The sequence below is a fragment of the Streptomyces sp. NPDC004539 genome, from assembly GCF_040610055.1.
Lineage (GTDB): Bacteria > Actinomycetota > Actinomycetes > Streptomycetales > Streptomycetaceae > Streptomyces.
This window is the reverse complement of record NZ_JBEXLS010000008.1, coordinates 382,646-403,527: the sequence shown is the minus strand read 5'-3', so window position 1 is coordinate 403,527 and position 20,882 is coordinate 382,646. Positions and strand designations below refer to the sequence as shown.

Below are 20,882 nucleotides of genomic sequence, written 5' to 3'. Positions count from 1 at the left end.
AGCAGACTGGTGTCCCGTGAGTTCCCATCCCCTCCCCACGCGGGTCGTGCTGCTCTGCGGCCCCTCCGGCTCCGGCAAGTCCCTCCTCGCGGCCCGCTCCGGCCTCCCGGTGCTGCGGCTCGACGACTTCTACAAGGAGGGCGACGACCCGACGCTGCCGCAGGTGGCGGGGAGCGCCGACATCGACTGGGACCACCCCGGCTCCTGGGACACGGAGGCGGCGGTCGCGGCGATCACGGACCTGTGCCGGGACGGCCGTACGGACGTGCCGGTGTACGACATCTCGCTGAGCGCCCGCACCGGCAGCGAGACCGTCGACATCGCCCGTACGCCCGTGTTCATCGCGGAGGGCATCTTCGCCGCCGAGATCGTCGAGCGGTGCCGGGAGGAGGGCGTGCTCGCGGACGCGCTGTGCCTGAGCCGGGGCCCGGTGAAAACGTTTCGCAGGCGTTTTCTGCGGGATCTCAAGGAGGGCCGCAAGTCGGTGGCCTTCCTGCTCCGCCGAGGCTGGCGCCTGATGCGCGCCGAGCGGGCCATCGTCGCCCGCCAGACGGCCCTCGGCGCGCACGCCTGCGACCGCGACGAGGCGATGGGCCGCCTCGCGGACGCCGCCGCCGGACGCCGGGTCCGGGCGACGACGCCCGCTACGACGCCTACGACGGCGCCCGCGACGGCGTCGTAGCCGGCAAGAGGTCAGCAACCGCTTGCAGAGAACGGGCGCTCACCGGAAGCGTCCCCCATGGGCGCCCGCCCTCACCGCCCCCGCCACTCCGCACTCTGCGCCCCCGCCAGCGCCGTCAGATCCCCCAGCGCCACGTTCACGTCCACGACATGCAGCCCCAGCGCATGCGTACGGGAGTCAGCGGCGAACAACGACAGGTCCCCCTCGACCTGCAACCAGTCCACCCGCACCCCACCGTCCACGGCGCTCACGCACGCCCCGGTCACCGACTCGGTGTACCGCGCGAACCCGGCGGGCAGGTCGGGGAACGGGTAACCGCCCATGACGAGCGCCAAGTGCCCGCCCGGAGCGAGGGAGTTGCCGGCGACCAGCCGCCGGGTCGGCATCAGCGCGTCCAACGGCAGCCGCGCGTTTGCCGCGCCCCCGCCCAGCAGCGCCGCCGGATTCACGCACGCTTTCCGGTGCCCCGGCGCGGTACTGCGCCCGAAGCTCGTGGGGACGCCCCCTTCCGCGAGGTCGAAGGCGGAGTAGGCGACCACGCAGCCGACCGGCACCGGCGCCCCTGGCTCCCGCGTGCACACGGGCACGTTCTGGAACGTCGAGTCCGGATCACCGCCCCCGCCCTTCACCCCGTCCACCGGCACCTGCACGTCTCCGCCGAGGAGGTAGGCGGCGACCAACTGCCCCCGCATACCGGCGTCGACGTCGAACGTGGTCCGCATCAGCGCGGCCAGCGCCGCCGTCCCCTGCGAGTGTCCGACGAGGACGACCCCGCGCCGCTTCCCGGTCGCCGGGTCGACGTTGTCGTGCGCCCAGTAGTCCGCGAAGGCGTCCGCCACGTCCCCGTACCCGACCGAGGGGTCGGGGCTCGTCCCCGTCAGGACCCCGCCGGCCAGTTCCAGCAAGGTCAGTTGGCGGTAGACGGGGGCGAAGATGCGGCACTGCCCGGCGAACCGCTGCGCCTGCGCGAACGTCACGGCGAGCGCGTTGTTCTGCGGCACGGGCGGCAGACTCCCCAGCCGCAGCAGGGGGTTGGGGAGGAGGTCGACGGTCGGATAGACGTAGAAGCAGTCGACGGGCGGGTCGGCGGGGACGGTGAACGGCTCATGGGTGCCGTCGGCCCGCCGGGCGTCGAACTCCGTGCTCCCGCCCAGGAGATAACGTCCCGTCAGATTCTGATCGAGCGGATTGCCCCGGGCGTCCTGCCCGCAGGGGTTGGCCGGCATTCCCGGCCTGCACAGCCAGACGGTGGAGCCGAGCGGCGCGGCCTCGGCGGCGGGCGCGGGAAGTAACGGGAAGAAGAAGACGGCGGCGAGTACGGCGAAGAGACGGCGCAAGGCGGTCCTTTCCTCGGAAACCGGAAAACGAACTGCCTTGATCTCTGCCGCATTCGGGGCAAAAGGAAACGGGGCTGGACGGACCCCCCGGCCCTCCAGCCCCGCTCCCCCATCCCCCCTTAGTACTCCAGGGATACCCACCCCCATGGATATCCCCGGTGTCTCCCCCGTGCGGTACCGCTCCCCGCGACGCTCCCCCGAACGCCGTCCCCCGTGGGTCCCCCCGGTACCGCTTCTCCCCCGCATTCCCCCGCTGCCCCGGTCACCGCCCCCCAGCGGTGTCAGGGTCCACCCTCAGGCGACGAGCTCCCCGAAGGCGTTCTCCTCGTCACGGCCGAAGCTGAGGACCTGGTCCTCGCGCAGCCGGCGGAGCGACCGCCAGATGCTGGACTTGACCGTGCCGACACTGATGTCGAGGATCTCCGCGATCTCCGGGTCGGTGCGGCCCTCGTAGTACCTGAGGACCAGCATCGTCCGCTGGAGTTCGGGCAGCCGGGACAGCGCCTGCCACAGGACCGCGCGCAGCTCGGTGCCGCGCATCGCGTCCGTGTCGCCGGGCGTCTCCGGCAGCTCCTCGGTGGGGTACTCGTTCAGCTTGCGGCGGCGCCACGCGCTGATGTGCAGGTTCGTCATGGTGCGGCGCAGGTAACCGCCTACTGCCGCTTTGTCACTGATCCGGTCCCAGGCCCGGTAGGTCGAGAACAGCGCGCTCTGCAACAGGTCCTCGGCCTCGAACCGGTCGCCGGTGAGGTGGTACGCGGTGGCGTACAGGGAGGCGCGGCGCTCCTGGACGTAGGCGGTGAACTCCGCCTCGCTGAGCGAGTGCCGCTCCCCCGTGTCCTCCCTGTACGAGGCTCCCCCCGGAACCTTGTCCCCCGTTTTCGCGTCAACCACCGTGACGTACGTGGTGTGTTGACGCCCGGTGCTGCGAGCGCACCCCCGCCCGCTCACAACACCGGACTTCTCCGAGCTCCACCGCAGATCGTGGAGACGCGTGACAACTGCGCCGGTGTTCATGCTGTGCAGCGACATGTCGCGCCTCCCGTCGTGGACCTCTGGTGCTCTTGCGCCCTGCTCCAGAGCTGCTTGCCCTGTGCCGAGAAGCTTGCCGGGGGACCTTCATGGCCGTGTCCGCCGACTGTCACAGACCTGTCACAGGGGTCCCTCACGGCGACACCACAGCGGGTTCAAAGGCGTCGGCGGTACACCTGCCCGTTTGGGCTCCGCACGCGGCTCGTGGGACCCTGGGCGACATGGTTCACGGCCTGGTCCTCGGCGACCCGCTCCCCCGCGCCTCGGCGCGGCGGTGACAGCGGGCTCCCAGCCGTTCCCCCTGCTCCTCGCCCCGTCGAAGTGCCTCCGCTCCCCCGGCACTTACGACTCCCAGGAGCATCCCCATGCCCGCCGCGCACCAGCCCGCGTACGACCGTGTCGTCCCGGTCGACGACTCCCTCCGCGCCAGCGCCGCCCACCGCCTCGCCTCGTCCGGCGCCGCCCTGCTCTGGCGGGGCGACTACGTCAACGCCCGCCAGATGCTGGGGGCGTTGGCCCGCCGCATCCCGGACTCCCCTGAGATCAAGGGGGGTTCACCGGCGGACGTCTTCCGTCGTCAGCGCGCCGACCGCGCCCGCCGGGCCCTCCTCCTCAACCGTCTCCTCGTCGAACTCGACGCGGACCACGCCCTGTCCCTGCGCCGTGCCCCCGACGTCCGGGCCGCCTGCGCCGCCGCCTACGGTCCGGCGGACGGCCCGTCCCTGGTCCCGCTCCGCGAACTCCTGGGCGTGCTGGGCGCGTTCCAGTGGCAGCTCCGGGGTGTCGAGGTGCCCGCTCTCGGTGCCCGCGTCCACCCGCACCACGGTGTCTTCTCCCCGGTCCGGGGCGAGTACGTCGATCTCGTCGACTCGGCTCCGCTGCCCCGGGGTTGCCGTACCGCGTTCGATCTCGGCACCGGAACGGGCGTGCTGGCGGCGGTCCTCGCCCGGCGGGGTGTGGCGCGGGTCGTCGCGACGGACGTCAACCCGCGTGCGCTGGCCTGCGCCGAGGAGAACGTGCGGCGGCTCGGGTACGGGGAGCGGGTCGTCGTGGAGGGGCCGGCGCTGTACCCCTCGCGGGGGCGGGCCGGCCTCGTCGTGTGCAATCCGCCGTGGCTGCCGGGGACGCCGAGCGCCGGGCTCGAACTGGGGGTGTACGACGAGGGGAGCGGGATGCTGCGGGAGTTTCTGGCCGGGTTGTGCAAGCGGTTGCTACCGGGTGGGGAGGGGTGGCTGATCATGTCGGACCTGGCGGAGCTGCTCGGGCTGCGGACCCGGGAGGAGCTGCTGGGGCTGTTCCGTGCCGGCGGGCTGAGCGTCGTGGGGAGGCACGACGTACGGCCTCGGCACCGGCGGGCGCGGGACCGGAGCGACCCGCTGCACGCCGTCCGCAGCGCCGAGGTCACCTCGCTGTGGCGGTTGGGAATCAGGGTGTGACCGGTTGAGGGCGGGCGGGGGCTCGTAAAGGCGTTATAAGCCCCCACCTGTCGAACCTCACCCCCTGTATGGGCCAGAATGAGCCCGTGCCTTCCCTGTTGCTGATCGAGGACGACGACGCCATCCGTACGGCCCTGGAGCTCTCACTGACGCGCCAGGGGCACCGCGTGGCGACCGCTGCGAGCGGAGAGGACGGTCTGAAACTGCTGCGTGAGCAGCGGCCGGATCTGATCGTGCTGGACGTCATGCTGCCCGGCATCGACGGGTTCGAGGTGTGCCGCCGCATCCGGCGCACGGACCAGTTGCCGATCATTCTGCTGACCGCGCGCAACGACGACATCGACGTCGTGGTGGGCCTGGAGTCCGGGGCGGACGACTATGTCGTCAAGCCCGTGCAGGGCCGGGTGCTCGACGCCCGTATCCGGGCCGTGCTGCGGCGCGGCGAGCGGGAGTCGAGCGACTCGGCGACCTTCGGCAGCCTGGTCATCGACCGTTCGGCGATGACGGTGACGAAGAACGGCCAGGACCTCCAGCTGACGCCGACCGAGCTGCGGCTGCTGCTCGAACTGAGCCGGCGGCCGGGCCAGGCGCTGTCGCGGCAGCAGTTGCTGCGGCTCGTCTGGGAGCACGACTACCTCGGTGACTCGCGGCTGGTGGACGCGTGTGTCCAGCGGCTGCGCGCCAAGATCGAGGACGTGCCGTCGTCGCCCACGCTGATCCGTACCGTCCGGGGTGTCGGCTACCGCCTGGACGCGCCTCAGTGACCCAGGCCGCACGGGCTTCGCGCGGCTGGTCCGCGTTTCGCAAGCGTTTTCTGTCCCGGTTGCGCTTCACGAGCCTCCGGCTCCGGCTGGTCGTCGTCTTCGGCGCGGTCGCGCTCGCCACGGCCGTCTCCGCGTCGGGCATCGCCTACTGGCTGAACCGTGAGGCGGTGCTGACGCGCGCGCAGGACGCGGTGCTGAAGGACTTCCGCACGGAGATGCAGAACCGCGCGGGCGCGCTGCCCGAGCGCCCCTCGCAGACCGAACTCCAGCGCACGGCCGCGCAGATGGCCAACTCCAGTCAGCGTTTCAGTGTGTTGCTGGTCGCCACCGACGACGTCGGGCGGACGGTCTACGGCAACTCCGGTGGCCTGAGCGGCTTTTCGCTGGACGACGTGCCGGAGTCGCTGCGCCGCGCGGTGAACAAGCAGCAGACGGTGGCGGGGGCCAACAGGGCGTCGTACCACCTGTTCTGGCAGCGCGTCGTCGATCACGGCACGCCGTATCTGGTGGCCGGGACGAAGGTCGACGGGGGCGGGCCGACCGGGTACATGCGCAAGTCGCTCGAACCGGAGGCGAAGGATCTCAACTCCCTCGCCTGGTCGCTGGGGATCGCCACCGGGCTGGCGCTGATCGGGGCGGCGCTGATCGCGCAGGCCGCCTCGACGACCGTGCTGAAACCCGTGCACCGGCTGGGAGTCGCCGCCCGGCGGCTCGGCGAGGGCAAGCTCGACACCCGGCTCCAGGTCTCCGGGACGGACGAACTCGCCGATCTCTCCAGGACGTTCAACCGGGCCGCCGAGGCGCTGGAGAAACGGGTCGCCGACATGGCCGCGCGCGACGAGGCGTCACGCCGGTTCGTCGCGGACATGAGTCACGAGCTGCGGACGCCGCTCACCGCCATCACCGCCGTGACGGAGGTGCTGGAGGAGGAACTCGAGGCCGAGACCGGCAGCATGGACCCGATGATCGAGCCGGCCGTACGGCTCGTGGTGAGCGAGACGCGGCGGCTGAACATCCTCGTCGAGAACCTGATGGAGGTCACCCGCTTCGACGCGGGGACCGCCCGGCTGGTCCTCGACTACGTCGACGTCTCCGACCAGATCACCGCCTGCATCGACACGCGCGCCTGGCTGGACGCGGTCGAACTCGACGCCGAGCGCGGGATTCACGCGCGGCTCGACCCCCGCCGGCTCGACGTCATCCTGGCGAACCTGATCGGCAACGCCCTCAAGCACGGCGGGTCGCCGGTGCGGGTGTCGGTGCGGGCGAGCGCGGACGACGTCGTCATCGCCGTGCGCGACCACGGGCCCGGTATCCCCGAGGAGGTGCTGCCGCACGTCTTCGACCGGTTCTACAAGGCCAGTGCGTCCAGGCCGCGTTCGGACGGCAGCGGGCTCGGGCTGTCCATCGCGATGGAGAACGCGCACATCCACGGCGGTGAGCTGGGGGCCGCCAACTCCCCTGAAGGCGGTGCGGTGTTCACGCTGCGGCTGCCTCGGGACATCTCTGACACGGTGGAGCGGGAGGACGGGGGTGCGGCGTCGTGAGCGTCATGGGTAGCGGGCGCGGGCGGTTGCCGTTCGTCGCCGTGCTGGGGCTGCTGCTCGCCGGGTGCGGTATCCGGGCGACCGAGGTGCCGACCGACTTCGGGGCGGCGCCGTCCCGGGTGCGGTGCTCGCTGCCCGACTCGGGGACGACGGCCGCGCAGTTGTCGGGCGGGGTGCCCGTGCGGGTGTTCCTGCTGTGCGGGGCGTCGCTCGTCGCCGTCGACCGGGCGGTTCCGGTGCCGGACGGGGCGGTCGGCGCGAAACGCCGGGTGTTCGTCGCGCAGGGGCTGCTGGACGAGTTGGGGGCCAGTCCGTCGTCCGAGGAGAAGCAGGCCGGGTACACGACCGACGTGCGCCCCGGGGTGCGGGTGCTGCCGCCGCTGACCGGCGCCGACCCTGACGACGCGCTGCGCCTGAGCATCGCGCCGGACACCCTCTCCGCCTACGGTCTCGCCCAGGTCGTCTGCACCCTCTCCGACTCCGCCGCCTCCGACGGCGACGGCTCCGTCGTCCTCGGGGGGCCCGGCGGCGGGGAGTTGAAGCGGTTCGAGTGCACGGACAAGGTGAAGCAACGCCCCGGCACCGAGGTGCCACCGTCGTCGAACGTGACGAAGTGAGCAAGCGGACGCGTTGAGCAAGCGGTTACGGCAACGCCCCGGCCCCTCCGGTTCCGTGTGTGCGGGTGTGGTGAAGACCTCATCCGCTCAGGGGGGCCGTATCCGGAACCAATCGCGGCGAGGGGCGCGTCTTGGGGGGCGTGCAGCGTCAAGGCTTCATCGGCGGCAGCGCCGCGATCCGACTCCGTGTGGCGGGAGGTGTCCTCCTCGCCGCACACCTCGCGTTCGTCGCCTGGTACTCGCTGCGCCCGCTGGACGTCCCCTGGGTGGTGCCTGCCAACCTGCACCCGTTCCACAGCATCCGCGCCGACCTGGAGCTGGGCGGGCCCGAGGCCGCCCGCCGGCTCGGCCGGGGACTCGGACTGCTCGCCCCCCTCGGGGTCCTGCTCCCCCTGCTCCACGGCCGCCTGCACGTCTCCCCATTCGGCTCCCTGGTGCGGACGGCCGCCGCCGGGGCGATGCTGTCGCTGACGGTGGAGCTGCTCCAGACCGGAGTCCCGGGCCAGGTCGTGGACGTCGACTCGATCGTCCTGGGCACCCTGGGGGTCGCCCTGGCTCATACCCTGGTCGTACCCGCCGGGCGGGCCTGGCTGCGCCGGCGTACGACGCGGCGACGACGGACCGCCGTCCGTCAGGAGGAGCCGTCTCAGGGTCGGACCCCGACGATTCCCAGGGTCGGAATAGCTCCGTAGAGGGACGCTTCGCCCGCTTCGTCCTCGTAGCGTGGAGGTCAGTGAGGGGCGGCCGGCAAGGGCCGCGACCTCGACCGACGCTCGCGAAGGAGCCCCAGATGTCCCGCCTCGCCCGCCCCACCGAAGGCCGCATGATCGGCGGCGTCTGCGCCGCCCTGGCCCGCCGCTTCGGCATGTCGGCCACGACGATGCGCGTGATATTCGTGCTGTCCTGCCTCCTGCCGGGTCCCCAGTTCCTTCTCTACATCGCGCTGTGGATTCTCTTCCCGTCCGAGGAGAAGGCGCGTACGGCCTGGTGACCCCCGCGCTGCGCCCGGGGCAGCGGCTCGCGGTCGAAGCGGTGGCCGAAAGCCTCATAGAGTCATCCGGGTGACTTTCGACGAAGCACCAGAATCAACGCCCGACGCCGAACTGCCCATGCTGACGGCCGCGCAGGCGGCCCGCCTGCGCTCGCTCAGCTCTCCGCACTTCCAGGAGGGCCACAGCTACTCCCTGTACGACCTGGCACAGCGCTGCGCCAGGTCCCCCGAACAGGAGTGGCCCGCGCTGGTGGACGCCCACTTCGGGCGTCTCGCCGAGGCGAGCCGGGGCGGCGAGAGCGCCGAGGAGCTGCTGCGGGACGCGCACATCCGGCTGCTGCCCGTCGAGTCGATCAGCCCGGAGATCGCCGCCGACCTGACGTACGCCCGCGTCGTGGCCGACGGCCTGGTCCTCGCGTACGCCCTCGACGGCCCGACGAGTGTCCGTGTCCTGACCGACGGCGACGTGGAACGGGCCGGTCTCGACGCGCTGAACAAGGCGGGGTACGAGAACCTGATGCGGGTCCCCGTCGAGCACGACGTGGTGGAGGTCGGCGAACAGACCACGCTGCACAGCCTGTACGGCGACTCCCCGTTCACCGCGAGCAAGGCGCTGTACCTGGGCGAGGTCGCCCGCCGGGTCACCGGCGAGCCGCTCCCGGAGCACGGCGCGCTGTTCGCCGTACCGACGCGCGACAACCTCGTCTTCCACCCGATCGCGGACGGCACGGTCGTGGACGCGCTCAACGCGCTCGCGCAGTACGCGCTGGGGGCGCATCAGCAGGGTGAGGGGCGGCTGTCGCCGCGTGTGTACTGGTGGTACCGGGGCAAGCTGACGTCCCTGACGGTCATCGACGAGGAGAGCCGCAGCTTCTCGCTCCAGCCGCCGCCCGAGCTGCTCGCGGCGATGAAGGGCCTGGTCCGGCTGGACGGGGCGGGCCGGCTGCGCACCGCGCTGACCGCGCAGGCGCCGGATCTCGACGGACTGACGCGTGAGCTGGCGGGGTTGCTGGGACGGCTCGGTGACGACTCGTCGCTGCTCGCCGACGCCTTCGCCGCGGCCGTCACGCTGGCGCACGCCCGCTGTGTCGCCGACCCCAGGGCCGACCTGGTCGACACCTGGGACCCCTGGTCGATCGCCGTGCAGCTCGGGACCGCGCTGTTCACGGGGGCCCAGCCCCGGGAGTTCTGGTTCGGTGAGGAGCAGCAGGTGCGGCTGCCGGCGTTCGCGGCCGAGCCGCCGGCGGACGCGCGGGCCTGGCTCGACGCGCTGTACCTCGCGGTGGTGTGCCGGGAGTGGGAGCGGGTGGCGCGCCTCGTGGAGGTGCCGATGGAGCGGCTGCGCGAGGACGCCTCGGTCGACGAGTACGTGCTGTGCTGGATCGACACGCTGCGGACGTACCTCTCGCGGGGGCCGATGGACGACATCGTCGCCAAGCTCATCGCGACGATGGAGGCCGCGCACCCCGAGGCGGTGGCCTACGCGCCGACCGGGTTCTCCGACGGGGTCGACTACCAGCCGGCCGCGCTCTTCCACCGGATGCTCGCGAACGACGACGAGGCGTTCACGGCGACGCTGAAGGACGCGCTGGAGCGGCATGCCGCGTACTGGGGCGACTCCCCCGCGCCCCGCGCCCAGGTCTCCCTCGGCCTCCTGGCCCTCGCGAGCCTCGCCGCCGCCCAGGAGTTCCCGGTCCCGGAGAACGAACGCCTCCTGCCGCTGTACCTGCTGAACGGCAAGCGGATCGAGGTCATCCCGGCGCCGTGAAGGGCATACCCGTAGTACCCAGGAGTTACGGGACCCGCCCCGAGACCCCCGTAGTACCCACGACGCCGGGGCGCCCCCTGAGTACCCGTAGTACTCGGAAGGCGCCCCGGCGTCGAAGCAACCGTGTCAGCCCAGCGGGATGCCGTTGATCGGGAGGCCGTGGGTGGGGAGGGCGCCGACGGGGAGGCCGCCGAGGAGGCCGGCGACGGGCTTGGTGGGGCCGTCGGCGAGGGCGTGCTGGGCGATCGGGGTGGCGGCGGCGAGGCTCGTCGCGACGGCGGGCTGGGCCTGCTTGACGGCCTCACCGGCACCCGGCAGCGCCTGGGTGATCTTCTCCGCCGGGAGCGCCTTGGTGACACCGTCGAGGGACTGGGTGGCGTCCGGCAGGGCCGGGGCGGCGCTGGCGGCACCCGCGCCGACGGCGGCGATGGCGGCACCGAGGGCGGCGACACCGAGGGTCTTGGCAGCAGACTGCTTCATGGTAATTGCGTCCTCGAATGAGACAACGGGGAATGTACGGGGAACGAGCGGTCCCCGACCGTAAACACGCGAGGGCACCCACCGCAAACATCGAAATGCGGACGGATGGTGAACACCCGTCCGCACCCCGCGACCCAGAAGCCTCTGCTACCTGCCTAGCCCGGTCGAATAACCGCTGGTCGAAGCGGTCTACTGGAACAGCCATTCGGATTTGAGCTCGGCATATCCGGGCTTCACGACGTCATTGATCATCGCGAGTCGTTCATCGAAAGGAATGAACGCGGATTTCATAGCATTGACAGAGAACCACTGCATGTCGTCGAGCGTATAACCGAACGCGTCGACCAGTTGCTCGAATTCCCGGCTCATACTCGTCCCGGACATCAAGCGATTGTCAGTATTTACCGTCGCGCGGAAGTGCAGCCGCCGCAGCAGCCCGATCGGGTGCTCGGCGTAGGACGCGGCGGCCCCGGTCTGGAGGTTGGAGCTGGGGCACAGCTCCAACGGAACCCGCTTGTCGCGGACGTACGCGGCGAGCCGCCCGAGCGTCACGCTCCCGTCGTCCGCGACCTCGATGTCGTCGATGATCCGCACCCCGTGCCCGAGCCGGTCGGCCCCGCACCACTGGAGCGCCTGCCAGATCGACGGCAGCCCGAACGCTTCGCCGGCGTGGATCGTGAAGTGGTTGTTCTCCCGTTTCAGGTACTCGAACGCGTCGAGGTGGCGGGTCGGCGGATGCCCCGCCTCGGCGCCGGCGATGTCGAAGCCGACGACGCCGGAGTCGCGGTGGCGGTTGGCGAGTTCGGCGATCTCCAGCGCGCGGGCGGCGTGCCGCATCGCGGTGAGGAGGGCGCCGACACGGATGCGCCGACCGTTCTCGCGGGCCCGGCGCTCGCCCTCGCGGAAACCTTCGGTAACCGCTTCCACGACCTCTTCGAGGCTCAGGCCGCCGTCGAGGTGCTGTTCGGGGGCGTACCGCACCTCCGCGTAGACGACGCCGTCCTCGGCGAGGTCCTCGGCGCACTCGGCGGCGACCCTGATCAGCGCGTCGCGCGTCTGCATGACGGCGACGGTGTGCGAGAAGGTCTCCAGGTACCGCTCCAGGGAACCGGAGTCGGCGGCTTCCCGGAACCAGATCCCGAGTTTGTCGGGGTCGGTCTCAGGTAGCCCTGAGTACCCGTACTCGCGGGCTAGGTCGACGATCGTGCCGGGGCGCAGCCCGCCGTCGAGGTGGTCGTGCAGCAGAACCTTGGGCGCCCGGCGGATCTGGTCCGCGGTCGGGGTGACGCCCCCTGGGATGCTCTGGCTCGTCATCCGCACACGGTAACTCCTACGCGCGTAGAGGGCTCGGCGGAGCACACCGTCGATACGTAACGGTGACCGCACGGACGGGTGGAGTACACCGGCGCTTCTGACACTGTTCTGCCATGGCACAGCATGTGACGCCGCTCCGAACCCCCCACCTCGGCAAGGCGATCGGACCCGAACCCGCCGCCGTCAGCGGAGCGGTACTGCTCCTCCCCGCCGGCGAGGAACACTCCGAGCGCAGACCGTCCCCCATGTGGGCGACGTCCTCCGTACGCTCCCTCGGGCGCCGGCTCGCCCGCGCGGGCCGGGCCGAGGGACTCGTCGTCCACGCCGTCCACTACCGCTATCGCGGCTGGAACGGCACGGAGGCGCATCTCGCGGGGGACGCCCAATGGGGCACGGAGGAGATCGTACGACGCTACGGCGACGTCCCCGTCTGTCTCGCCGGGGTCGGGATGGGCGGGCGGGCCGCCCTGCGCGCGGCGGGGCACGACGCCGTCAACTCCGTTCTGGCGCTGGCTCCCTGGCTGCCGGAGGAGGACGTGGCGGCGACGCCCGAGCCGGTCAAACAGCTGGTGGGGAAACGGGTGTTGATCGTCCACGGCACCCATGACGACCGTACGGACCCGGAGTTGTCGTTCCGGCTCGCGACGCGGGCGAAGAAGGCGAACCGGGAGGTGTGCCGGTTCGAGGTGCACTCCGACGGGCACGGGCTGCATCAGTACCGGGACGAAGTGCAGGCGCTGGCGCAGGACTTCGTGATGGGGACGCTGTTCGGGAGAGGGTTCGCGAGACCTCTGGAGGACGCGTTGGCCGCGCCGCCGCCGCTGGGGCTGCGGATGCCGCTGGCGGTGGGGTTCGGGGCGTCGCTCCGCAAGTGACTCAAGCGAGCCGCACGCTCGACTCGGGCGGGCCGCACGCTCGACCCAGGCGGGCCGCACACTCGACCCAGGCGAGCCGCTCGCGTCAACTCAGGCGAGGAGACTGCCCCTTCGCGACAGCAGGAACTTCTTGAACGCCGCCACCGGCGGGGTGTCCGGGTGCCCGTCCAGCCACGCCACCCCGATCTCCCGCGCCGCCCTCGGTGACGTCACCGTCAGCTCCGCTACCCCCGGCCTCGGCACCGCCGGGGGCGGCAGCAGCGCCACTCCGAGGCCCGCCGCGACGAGCCCCCGGAGGGTCTCCGCCTCCTCCCCCTCGAAGGCGATCCGCGGCCGGAACCCGGCCTGTTGGCACAGGTCGTCGGTGATCCGCCGCAGCCCGTACCCGGGTTCCAGCGTCACGAACGTCTCCTCCGCCGCCTCGGAGAGCCGGACCCGCCGGCGCCCCGCGAGCCGGTGGTCGGCGGGTACGACCAGCCGGAGTTTCTGCTCGTCGAGACGGAGCGCGACCAGGTCGGGCGCGTCCGGCACCGGGGAGGTCAGGCAGAGGTCCAACTCCCCTGCCCGCAGACGCTCGATCATCGCCTCCCCGTAGTTCTGGACGAGGCTGAACCGCACCCGGGGATGGTCCGCGCGGAAGGCGTGGAGGAGGGCCGGGACGGTCTCCGCGCCCATCGTGTGGAGGAACCCGAACGCGACCTTCCCGGTGGCGGCGTCGGCGTCCGCGCGGACCTCTTCGGCGGCCCGCCGGACCTCCGCGAGCGCCCGCTCCACGGACGTCAGGAACGTCCGCCCGGCCGGCGTCAGCGAGACGGTACGCCCCCGGCGGGCGAACAGGTCGACGCCCAGGTCCTGTTCGAGCCGGACCATCGCCCGCGACAGCGTCGACTGCGGCACCCGCATCTCCTGCGCCGCCCTCGTCACATGCTCCGTACGGGCCACCCCGGCGAAGTACGCGAGCCTCGGCGCGAGCAGCGCCGTCATGTCTTCTGTGTCACCGGACGGTGACAACTGACCCTGTGACCTCGACTGATGCTCCATGGGAACGATTATGACGAGTCCGTGCATTGGACGCATGAATGCGGCGGGCCTACCGTCGGGGCATGCCTTCCGCCAGTACCGAGGCGCCCGCCACCACGGGTGCCCGCGCAGCCGTCCCCGCCTCCGCCCCCGACTCCCGGATGACCCCCGGCGGCCCGGGCTACCGCCGGATGAGCTTCGCCCTGTTCCTCGCGGGCGTCGCGACCTTCGCGCTGCTGTACTCCACGCAGGCTCTACTGCCCCTGATCTCCGGCGAGTTCGGGGTAGCGGCGAGCGAGGCGAGCTGGACGGTGGCGGCGGCGACCGGCGGCCTCGCCCTCTTCGTCCTCCCGATGAGCGCGCTCTCGGAGCGGTACGGGCGGCGTACGGTCATGACGGCGTCGCTGGCCGTCGCGGTGACCGTCGGCCTGCTGGTCCCGTTCGCGCCGTCGCTGGGTGCCCTGGTGGTACTACGGGGTGTACAGGGTGCCGCCCTCGCGGGGCTGCCCGCGTCGGCGACCGCGTATCTCGCGGAGGAGGTCCGGCCCAAGGCGCTCGTCACGGCCATCGGGCTGTTCGTCGCCGGGAACAGCGTCGGCGGGATGAGCGGGCGCGTCATCACCGGGTGGGTCGCGCAGGAGTGGGGCTGGCGGGTCGCCGTAGGGGTGATCGGGGGGCTCGCGGTGGTGTGCGCGGTCGCGTTCCGCGCGCTGCTGCCCGCTCCGCGCCACTTCACGCCGGGGTCGCTGCGGCCCCGGGTGCTGCTCGGCACCGTACGGGGTCACCTGGGCAACCCCCTCCTGCGGAGGCTGTACGCGATCGGCGCGCTCTTCATGACCGTCTTCGGGGGCGTGTACACGGTCATCGGGTACCGGCTCACCGAGGGGCCGTTCTCGCTGCCGCAGGGGATCGTGGGGTCGATCTTCCTGGTGTACCTCGTGGGTACGGTGTCGGCGTCGACCGCCGGACGGCTGGTCGGACGGGTCGGGCGCCGGGGCGCGCTGTACCTCTCCGGGGGTACGACGGCTACGGGGCTGGTGCTGTCCCTCGCCGGGTCCCTCCCCCTCGTCCTGCTCGGGCTGGTCCTCATCACCGCCGGGTTCTTCGCGGGGCACGCGGTGGCGTCGTCGGCGGTGAGCAAGACGGCGACGAGCGGGCGGGCGCAGGCTTCGGCGCTCTACCAGTCGGCGTACTACATCGGCTCCAGCGCCGGTTCGACCGTCGGGGCGATCGCCTTCCACGCCGGGGGGTGGGCCGGGACCGTCGCGGTGGGGCTGTTCGCGGTGGGCGGGGTCGTGGCGATCACGGTGGCGGGGACGCGGGCGGCTCGGCGTGAGGTGCCGGCGGCGGCGTGAGGCTCCTGAGGGGGTCGGCGTGAGGCTCCCCTGGGGCCGGCGTGAGGCTCCTGGGGCCGCCTTGAGGCTCCCGGGGCCGGTGTTGTCATGGCCGCATCCTTCCCCCACTGACCTGCGGATTTGTCAAGTCCAGGGGTGATTGTCAGTGGGGTGCGGTAGCTTCCGAGGTGGTGGGACGCGACGGTGCGTGACACGGAAGCCACAGGGGTGGGTGGACAGGGATGAGTGACGGTACGACGGCGGTGGCGGACCTCGACATGAGGCTGGAGAAGCACCGGGTCGAGCTGACCGGGTACTGCTACCGCATGCTGGGTTCGACGTTCGAGGCGGAGGACGCCGTCCAGGACACGCTGGTGCGGGCCTGGCGGAGTTACGAGAAGTTCGAGGGCCGCTCCAGCCTGCGCTCCTGGCTGTACCGGATCGCGACGAACGTCTGCCTGGACATGCTGAACGCGGGCAACAAACGCGCCCGCCCGATCGACCTCAGCGAGGCGACGCCCCTCGCGCAGGCCGCGCTCTCCCCCCGCCCCGAGAACACCTGGCTCGAACCGATCCCGGACGCCCGCGCCCTGCCCACCGTCGAGGACCCGGCGGAGGCGGCCGTGGCCAAGGAGTCCATCCGGCTGGCGTTCATGGCGGCGCTCCAGCAGTTGCCGCCGAAGCAGCGGGCCGTCCTCATCCTGCGCGAGGTCCTCGCGTGGAAGGCCAGCGAGGTCGCCGAACTGCTCGACACGTCGGTCGCGTCGGTGAACAGCGCCCTCCAGCGCGCCCGCGCCACCCTCGCCGAGCAGCCCGCGGACAAGGGCGCCGCCGCCGACGTCTTCAACTCCCTCGACGACGAGCAGAAGAAGCTCCTGGAGCGGTACGTCGCCGCCTTCGAGGGGTACGACATGACCGCCCTCACCGCGCTCCTCCACGAAGACGCGATCATGACGATGCCGCCGTTCGACCTGTGGCTCACCGGTCACGCGGACATCACCGGTTTCATGACCACCATCGGCTCGGGCTGCGAGAACTCCCGCCTCTTCCCCGTCCAGGTCAACGGCCTCCCCGGCTTCGCCCACTACAAGCCGGACCCGGAGAAGGGCGGCTGGTCGCCCTGGTCCATCCAGATCCTGGAGATCTCCGACGGCCGCCTAACCGGCTTCCACTTCTACCTCGACACCCCCCGCTGGTTCCCCCTCTTCGGCTTCCCCCTCCACCTCAAGGACGAGACCGACCAGCCGTAGCAGCGCGGTGAGCGCCGGGTCGGGGTCGCGGAGCCGTATCCGCCCCCCGGCCCGCTTGGCGGCGAGCTGAAGCCTGGCGACGGCGTCGACATGCGCGAGGTTCGGCGGCCCCAGTCCGCTCACATCGACCACCACCACATCCACACCGGCCGCCTCCATCAGCCCCTTCACCTCACCAGGTGTGAAGGGGCCCGCCAGCCTGACTACGGGGAGTTCTTCGGGTTCCACGTGGGGTAGACCCCGGCCGGCGGCCCAACTCATCGGGTTTCGCCATCTCGCCCGCCACGACATCCCCCGTGTCGTAGCGTCACGACCGGTGACGCACTGGCGCGGGCCTTCTTGTACGCGTGGGTGTCGGCATGTGTACGCGGCGTGCGGCGTGACCGCGTTCCCCTGCGGGGCGTTGGTCCGGAGAGGTGGTGATCCTATGAAGGAAGTGACCCAGGACAACGAGGACGAGGGCGCGATGCTGGCCCTCGGCGACGACGAGGACGCCGGGCCCCAGCCCGCCGACGAAGCCAGCAAGGGGCTCGTGGTCGCGTTCGGACAGACCATGAAGAAGGTGCGCGAGCGGAGGGGCGTCGACCGCCCGACCTTGGGCAGGGCGATCGGGTACTCGGCGGCGACGGTCGCCTCGTACGAGCAGGGGCGGCGCATCCCGAGTGGCAAGACGATCGACAAGGCGGACGAATTCCTCGACGCGGACGGGATGTTGAGCCTGTGGAAGGAGGAGATGGAGAAGGCTCAGTATCCGGCGTTCTTCCAGGGGATGGCGTCGCTGGAGAAGAAGGCCGTCGAGTTGCTCACCTACGACATGTACGTCTTCACCGGTCTGCTTCAGACCGAGGAGTACATGCGGGCGCTGCTGGCAATGCGACGCCCGCTCCTCGACCCCGACATCATTGAGCAGCGCGTGACGGCCCGTCTGGTACGGCAGGCCGTCTTCGACCGCCAGCCCATGCCGATGCTGAGTTTCGTGATCGACGAGTCGGTCCTGGGGCGTCCGTACGGCGGAAAGGACGTCCTGCGCGGGCAGTTGGAGCACCTGCTGCTGCTCGGCCAGAAGCCGAACGTCGAGCTTCAGATCATGCCGCAGGACCGTGAAGAGAACGCGGGTGTCGACGGGCCGTTCACCATCGTCATCCGCAAGGACGGCAAGCGGTTCATGTACACGGAGGCTCAAGGAAGCAGCACCTTGCAGACCAACGCGGAACGCACAACTCTCTTCGCTACCCGTTATGGGATCATCCGATCGCAGGCCCTCCCGCCACGGGAGTCGATGAAGTTGATCGAAGGAGCACTGGGATCGCTATGAACAACGCTGAGTTCTCGACCGCCACTTCCGGTCTCGCCTGGTTCAAAAGCAGCTACAGCGGCGCCGAGGGCGGCGAATGCGTCGAGGTCGCCTGGCGCAAGAGCAGCTACAGCGGCGCCGAGGGCGGCCAGTGCGTCGAGGTCTCGGCCCGCACCACCGCCGTCCACGTCCGCGACTCCAAGGACACCAGCCACCCCCACCTCTCCGTCTCCCGCGACGCATGGGGTGAATTCGTCGGGCTGGCCTCCACCGAGCCGCGCATCTGACGGTCGCACTCCCGCGCAACCCCCGCCCACCCGGCGGGGGTTCGTATGTCAGCCGACGCCGCATCCGATCCCGCAGCAACTCCCCGGCCTCCGCGAGATCCACGAACCTCGCCTCCGACAGTTCCTCGTCCTGAGGACGCAGCGGCTCGGCGACCTCGGCCACACCACCGTCGAAGACGAACGCGATCTGGTCGTCCCACGGCCCGGCCCAGTTCCTCCCGTTCCAGGCTTCGGCGTCATCGGCAAGAGTCGCTCCGAGGCGGGACAAGACCTGTGTCGGCCGTGTCGAAGGACATTGACGAGGCTCGCGAGCGACGGCATCATGGCCGACTGCGTGGCCTACGCCGAACCTCCCCCGACCGTCCCCAGCGCGGTCCCCGTCGGAGGCAAAGGGACCAGCGTCTCAGGTCGTTGTCGCAGCCCGATCGCCTCGGGCGAGGTTGCTGGGGAGCCGTCGCTCAAGGCGTGGAAGGCCGCGATGACAGCCCGTAGGAACTTCAAGCGCCAGGTGCGTGCCCGCGCCGCGAAGACCGGTGAGTCCTACACGTCCGCCCTCCGGCACTTCCGTCCGACTCCATCGGGAGACGTCATGCCGGAAGCAAGGAACCCCAGGAGCGTGCGGCTCGCCGTCGCGCAGACGCTCGTACGCGAGGACCCCCGAGACGCCGAGGCGCTGCGCGAGAGCGGGCGTGAGGTCCGTGCGCTGATGCGCGAGGCCGGTGCGCGGGGAGCGAGGATCGTGCACTTTCCGGAAGGCGCGCTCTGCTTCCCGGGCAAGTTCGTGATGTCCGTCGACGGCCCGGACGAGGTCGGTCCGGCGGACTGGGAGCGGTGCCGGTGGCCCGTGCTCCAGTCGGAGCTGGCCGCGATCGCCGCGCTGGCCCGCGAGCTGCGGCTGTGGACGGTGATCGCGTCCGTGCACCGCCTGACCGAGCCGAACCGCCCGCACAACAGCCTCTACGTCATCTCCGATCGCGGCAGCGTCGTCACGCGCTACGACGAGCGCCTGCTGTCGAGGACGAAAGTCTCGTACATGTACTCGCCGGGCGTCTCACCGGTCACCTTCGAGGTCGACGGCACGCGCTTCGGCTGCCTGCTCGGCATGGAGATCCACTACCCGGAGCTGTTCGCGGAGTACGAGAGGCTGGACGTCGACTGCGTCCTCTTCTCCACCAGCGGCACCCCGGGAAACCTCGCCGCCCAGGCCCAGGCCCAGGGCCACGCCTCGGCCAACAGCTACTGGGTCAGCTTCTCGGGACCGGCCCGGCACAGCGCCACCGCGCCGTCCGGGATCGCCGCTCCCGACGGCCACTGGATCGCCCGGTGCCCCAGGGACGGTTCGCCGTCGGTGGCCGTCGTGGACCTCGACGACAGTTCCGAGGCCGCCGCCGGCGCGGTGGCCTACGGGCGTCCCTGGCGCCGTGAGGCACGGTCGGGCATCTACACCGAGCACCAGGTGACCGACCCGCGCAGCGAGGACCGGACGGCGGCCTTCTAGCTCAGCGACGGAGCCCCGTCCGGCGACCTGCCGGGACGGGGCTCACGCGGGTCGGAGCGAGGGGTCAGGCGATGCGCTCCAGCACCACCGGCGACGCCTTGAAGTCCGTGCCGGAGGCGGCGATGTCGTAGGAGCCCTCCACAGCCTCCAGCGCATACGCGAAGCGGTCCGGGGTGTCCGTGTGCAGCGTCAGCAGCGGCTGGCCCGCCGTCACCGTGTCGCCCGGCTTCGCGTGCATCTCCACGCCGGCGCCGGCCTGCACCGGGTCCTCCTTGCGGGCGCGCCCGGCGCCGAGGCGCCACGCCGCGATGCCGATGTCGTAGGCGTCGAGGCGGGTCAGGACGCCCGAGGAGGCGGCCGTGACCACGTGCTGCTCGCGCGCCACCGGCAGCGCCGCGTCCGGGTCGCCGCCCTGGGCCGCGATCATGCGGCGCCAGACGTCCATCGCGGAGCCGTCGGCCAGCGCCTTCGCCGGGTCGGCGTCGCGGACGCCCGCCGCGTCGAGCATCTCGCGGGCCAGGGCGATCGTCAGCTCGACGACGTCGGACGGGCCGCCGCCCGCCAGGACCTCCACCGACTCGCGGACTTCGAGGGCGTTGCCCGCCGTGAGGCCGAGGGGGGTCGACATGTCCGTCAGCAGTGCGACCGTCTTGACGCCGTGGTCCGTGCCCAGGCCCACCATCGTGGAGGCCAGTTCGCGGGCGTCGTCCAGCGTCTTCATGAAGGCGCCCGTGCCCACCTTCACGTCCAGGACCAGCGAACCCGTGCCCTCGGCGATCTTCTTGGACATGATCGAGGAGGCGATCAGCGGGATCGCCTCGACCGTGCCGGTGACGTCCCGCAGGGCGTACAGCTTCTTGTCCGCCGGGGCCAGGCCGTCGCCCGCCGCGCAGATCACGGCGCCGGTGCCGTCCAGGACGGAGAGCATCTCCTCGTTGGAGAGGAGCGCGCGCCAGCCCGGGATCGACTCCAGCTTGTCGAGGGTGCCGCCGGTGTGGCCGAGGCCCCGGCCCGAGAGCTGGGGGACCGCCGCGCCGCACGCCGCGACCAGGGGGGCCAGCGGGAGGGTGATCTTGTCGCCGACGCCGCCCGTGGAGTGCTTGTCGGCGGTCGGGCGGGACAGGGAGTCGAAGTTCATGCGCTCGCCGGACGCGATCATCGCGGCCGTCCAGCGGGCGATCTCGCGGCGGTTCATGCCGTTGAGGAGGATGGCCATGGCGAGCGAGGACATCTGCTCGTCGGCGACCTCGCCCCGGGTGTACGCGTCGATGACCCAGTCGATCTGCTCGTCGGTGAGTTCGGCGCGGTCCCGCTTGGTGCGGATGACGGAGATGACGTCCATGGCCATGGGGTGGG

Annotated in this window: 21 protein-coding genes; 14 read left to right on the top strand and 7 right to left on the bottom strand. The window is 71.4% G+C overall.

Annotated elements, in window-relative coordinates:
- Positions 1-16: 16 nt before the first annotated feature.
- Positions 17-682 carry a uridine kinase gene (locus tag ABZX85_RS19970; RefSeq protein WP_355869913.1) on the top strand — a complete coding sequence of 222 codons (666 nt, stop codon included), beginning with the start codon at positions 17-19 and terminating at the stop codon, positions 680-682.
- 71 nt (positions 683-753) lie between these two features.
- Here ABZX85_RS19970 and ABZX85_RS19965 read toward each other — a convergent pair whose 3' ends face one another.
- Complete coding sequence (locus tag ABZX85_RS19965; protein ID WP_355869911.1) at positions 754-2,019, bottom strand: DUF3089 domain-containing protein; 1,266 nt, start codon at positions 2,017-2,019, stop codon at positions 754-756.
- Positions 2,020-2,313: 294 nt separating this feature from the next.
- Positions 2,314-3,051: a SigE family RNA polymerase sigma factor gene (locus ABZX85_RS19960; protein ID WP_355869909.1), complete on the bottom strand. Its 738-nt coding sequence runs from the start codon at positions 3,049-3,051 to the stop codon at positions 2,314-2,316.
- 365 nt (positions 3,052-3,416) lie between these two features.
- Here ABZX85_RS19960 and ABZX85_RS19955 point away from each other — a divergent pair, with 365 nt between their 5' ends.
- From ABZX85_RS19955 to ABZX85_RS19925, 7 genes are all read left to right on the top strand, one after another.
- Positions 3,417-4,487 (top strand): class I SAM-dependent methyltransferase, encoded by a 1,071-nt coding sequence (locus ABZX85_RS19955; protein WP_355869906.1) that lies wholly within the window; start codon positions 3,417-3,419, stop codon positions 4,485-4,487.
- A gap of 86 nt (positions 4,488-4,573) precedes the next feature.
- Complete coding sequence (gene afsQ1, locus ABZX85_RS19950; RefSeq protein WP_010352555.1) at positions 4,574-5,251, top strand: two-component system response regulator AfsQ1; 678 nt, start codon at positions 4,574-4,576, stop codon at positions 5,249-5,251.
- Positions 5,248-6,798, top strand: coding sequence for a HAMP domain-containing sensor histidine kinase (locus ABZX85_RS19945; protein WP_355869903.1), 1,551 nt, complete (start codon positions 5,248-5,250; stop codon positions 6,796-6,798). The genes afsQ1 and ABZX85_RS19945 overlap by 4 nt, the downstream gene beginning before the upstream one ends.
- Before the next feature lie 5 nt (positions 6,799-6,803).
- Positions 6,804-7,415 (top strand): hypothetical protein, encoded by a 612-nt coding sequence (locus ABZX85_RS19940; protein ID WP_355870000.1) that lies wholly within the window; start codon positions 6,804-6,806, stop codon positions 7,413-7,415.
- A 140-nt stretch (positions 7,416-7,555) separates the two neighbouring features.
- Positions 7,556-8,107: a VanZ family protein gene (locus ABZX85_RS19935; RefSeq protein WP_355869901.1), complete on the top strand. Its 552-nt coding sequence runs from the start codon at positions 7,556-7,558 to the stop codon at positions 8,105-8,107.
- Positions 8,108-8,205: 98 nt separating this feature from the next.
- The gene (locus ABZX85_RS19930) at positions 8,206-8,406 is read left to right on the top strand and encodes a PspC domain-containing protein (protein ID WP_355869899.1); all 201 of its coding nucleotides are present in this window, start codon (positions 8,206-8,208) and stop codon (positions 8,404-8,406) included.
- 70 nt (positions 8,407-8,476) lie between these two features.
- On the top strand, positions 8,477-10,174 hold the full coding sequence (locus tag ABZX85_RS19925; protein WP_355869896.1) for an immunity 49 family protein: 1,698 nt from the start codon (positions 8,477-8,479) through the stop codon (positions 10,172-10,174).
- A gap of 126 nt (positions 10,175-10,300) precedes the next feature.
- On the opposite strand, the gene ABZX85_RS19920 is transcribed toward ABZX85_RS19925, so the two are convergent.
- Positions 10,301-10,654 (bottom strand): ATP-binding protein, encoded by a 354-nt coding sequence (locus ABZX85_RS19920; protein WP_355869893.1) that lies wholly within the window; start codon positions 10,652-10,654, stop codon positions 10,301-10,303.
- Positions 10,655-10,843: 189 nt separating this feature from the next.
- Positions 10,844-11,968 (bottom strand): adenosine deaminase, encoded by a 1,125-nt coding sequence (locus ABZX85_RS19915; protein ID WP_355869890.1) that lies wholly within the window; start codon positions 11,966-11,968, stop codon positions 10,844-10,846.
- 113 nt (positions 11,969-12,081) lie between these two features.
- Between ABZX85_RS19915 and ABZX85_RS19910 the strand changes: the two genes are divergently transcribed.
- Entirely contained in the window at positions 12,082-12,843 is a 762-nt protein-coding gene (locus ABZX85_RS19910; RefSeq protein WP_355869887.1) for a prolyl oligopeptidase family serine peptidase, read from the top strand.
- 90 nt (positions 12,844-12,933) lie between these two features.
- Here ABZX85_RS19910 and ABZX85_RS19905 read toward each other — a convergent pair whose 3' ends face one another.
- Complete coding sequence (locus tag ABZX85_RS19905; RefSeq protein ID WP_355869884.1) at positions 12,934-13,884, bottom strand: LysR substrate-binding domain-containing protein; 951 nt, start codon at positions 13,882-13,884, stop codon at positions 12,934-12,936.
- A 62-nt stretch (positions 13,885-13,946) separates the two neighbouring features.
- Between ABZX85_RS19905 and ABZX85_RS19900 the strand changes: the two genes are divergently transcribed.
- Both ABZX85_RS19900 and ABZX85_RS19895 read left to right on the top strand, forming a co-directional pair.
- Complete coding sequence (locus tag ABZX85_RS19900; RefSeq protein ID WP_355869881.1) at positions 13,947-15,218, top strand: MFS transporter; 1,272 nt, start codon at positions 13,947-13,949, stop codon at positions 15,216-15,218.
- 221 nt (positions 15,219-15,439) lie between these two features.
- Positions 15,440-16,447 (top strand): sigma-70 family RNA polymerase sigma factor, encoded by a 1,008-nt coding sequence (locus tag ABZX85_RS19895; protein ID WP_355869878.1) that lies wholly within the window; start codon positions 15,440-15,442, stop codon positions 16,445-16,447.
- On the opposite strand, the gene ABZX85_RS19890 is transcribed toward ABZX85_RS19895, so the two are convergent.
- A complete protein-coding gene (locus tag ABZX85_RS19890) occupies positions 16,355-16,606 on the bottom strand; it encodes an STAS domain-containing protein (RefSeq protein ID WP_355869997.1) in 252 nt (83 codons plus the stop codon). The two genes, ABZX85_RS19895 and ABZX85_RS19890, sit on opposite strands and share 93 nt — an antisense overlap.
- Before the next feature lie 307 nt (positions 16,607-16,913).
- On the opposite strand from ABZX85_RS19890, the gene ABZX85_RS19885 reads away from it, so the two are divergent.
- From ABZX85_RS19885 to ABZX85_RS19875, 3 genes are all read left to right on the top strand, one after another.
- The gene (locus ABZX85_RS19885; protein WP_355869995.1) at positions 16,914-17,762 is read left to right on the top strand and encodes a helix-turn-helix transcriptional regulator; all 849 of its coding nucleotides are present in this window, start codon (positions 16,914-16,916) and stop codon (positions 17,760-17,762) included.
- Positions 17,759-18,028 carry a DUF397 domain-containing protein gene (locus ABZX85_RS19880; protein WP_355869875.1) on the top strand — a complete coding sequence of 90 codons (270 nt, stop codon included), beginning with the start codon at positions 17,759-17,761 and terminating at the stop codon, positions 18,026-18,028. Before ABZX85_RS19885 ends, ABZX85_RS19880 begins: the two co-directional genes overlap by 4 nt.
- A 589-nt stretch (positions 18,029-18,617) precedes the next feature.
- Positions 18,618-19,526 carry a carbon-nitrogen hydrolase family protein gene (locus tag ABZX85_RS19875; RefSeq protein WP_355869872.1) on the top strand — a complete coding sequence of 303 codons (909 nt, stop codon included), beginning with the start codon at positions 18,618-18,620 and terminating at the stop codon, positions 19,524-19,526.
- A gap of 64 nt (positions 19,527-19,590) precedes the next feature.
- Here the strand turns inward: ABZX85_RS19875 and ABZX85_RS19870 are convergent, their stop codons facing one another.
- Positions 19,591-20,874 carry a thymidine phosphorylase gene (locus tag ABZX85_RS19870; protein WP_355869869.1) on the bottom strand — a complete coding sequence of 428 codons (1,284 nt, stop codon included), beginning with the start codon at positions 20,872-20,874 and terminating at the stop codon, positions 19,591-19,593.
- Positions 20,875-20,882: the final 8 nt, after the last annotated feature.

Coding starts and splice junctions, on each gene's coding strand:
- ABZX85_RS19875 (WP_355869872.1), top strand. CDS start 18,618: ATGCCGGAAGCAAGGAACCCCAGGAGCGTGCGGCTCGCCGTCGCGCAG.
- ABZX85_RS19885 (WP_355869995.1), top strand. CDS start 16,914: ATGCTGGCCCTCGGCGACGACGAGGACGCCGGGCCCCAGCCCGCCGAC.
- ABZX85_RS19910 (WP_355869887.1), top strand. CDS start 12,082: ATGGCACAGCATGTGACGCCGCTCCGAACCCCCCACCTCGGCAAGGCG.
- ABZX85_RS19905 (WP_355869884.1), bottom strand. CDS start 13,884: ATGGAGCATCAGTCGAGGTCACAGGGTCAGTTGTCACCGTCCGGTGAC.
- ABZX85_RS19915 (WP_355869890.1), bottom strand. CDS start 11,968: ATGACGAGCCAGAGCATCCCAGGGGGCGTCACCCCGACCGCGGACCAG.
- ABZX85_RS19900 (WP_355869881.1), top strand. CDS start 13,947: ATGCCTTCCGCCAGTACCGAGGCGCCCGCCACCACGGGTGCCCGCGCA.
- ABZX85_RS19870 (WP_355869869.1), bottom strand. CDS start 20,874: ATGGCCATGGACGTCATCTCCGTCATCCGCACCAAGCGGGACCGCGCC.
- ABZX85_RS19930 (WP_355869899.1), top strand. CDS start 8,206: ATGTCCCGCCTCGCCCGCCCCACCGAAGGCCGCATGATCGGCGGCGTC.
- ABZX85_RS19890 (WP_355869997.1), bottom strand. CDS start 16,606: ATGGAGGCGGCCGGTGTGGATGTGGTGGTGGTCGATGTGAGCGGACTG.
- ABZX85_RS19940 (WP_355870000.1), top strand. CDS start 6,804: ATGGGTAGCGGGCGCGGGCGGTTGCCGTTCGTCGCCGTGCTGGGGCTG.
- ABZX85_RS19960 (WP_355869909.1), bottom strand. CDS start 3,051: ATGTCGCTGCACAGCATGAACACCGGCGCAGTTGTCACGCGTCTCCAC.
- ABZX85_RS19895 (WP_355869878.1), top strand. CDS start 15,440: ATGAGTGACGGTACGACGGCGGTGGCGGACCTCGACATGAGGCTGGAG.
- ABZX85_RS19880 (WP_355869875.1), top strand. CDS start 17,759: ATGAACAACGCTGAGTTCTCGACCGCCACTTCCGGTCTCGCCTGGTTC.
- ABZX85_RS19920 (WP_355869893.1), bottom strand. CDS start 10,654: ATGAAGCAGTCTGCTGCCAAGACCCTCGGTGTCGCCGCCCTCGGTGCC.
- ABZX85_RS19955 (WP_355869906.1), top strand. CDS start 3,417: ATGCCCGCCGCGCACCAGCCCGCGTACGACCGTGTCGTCCCGGTCGAC.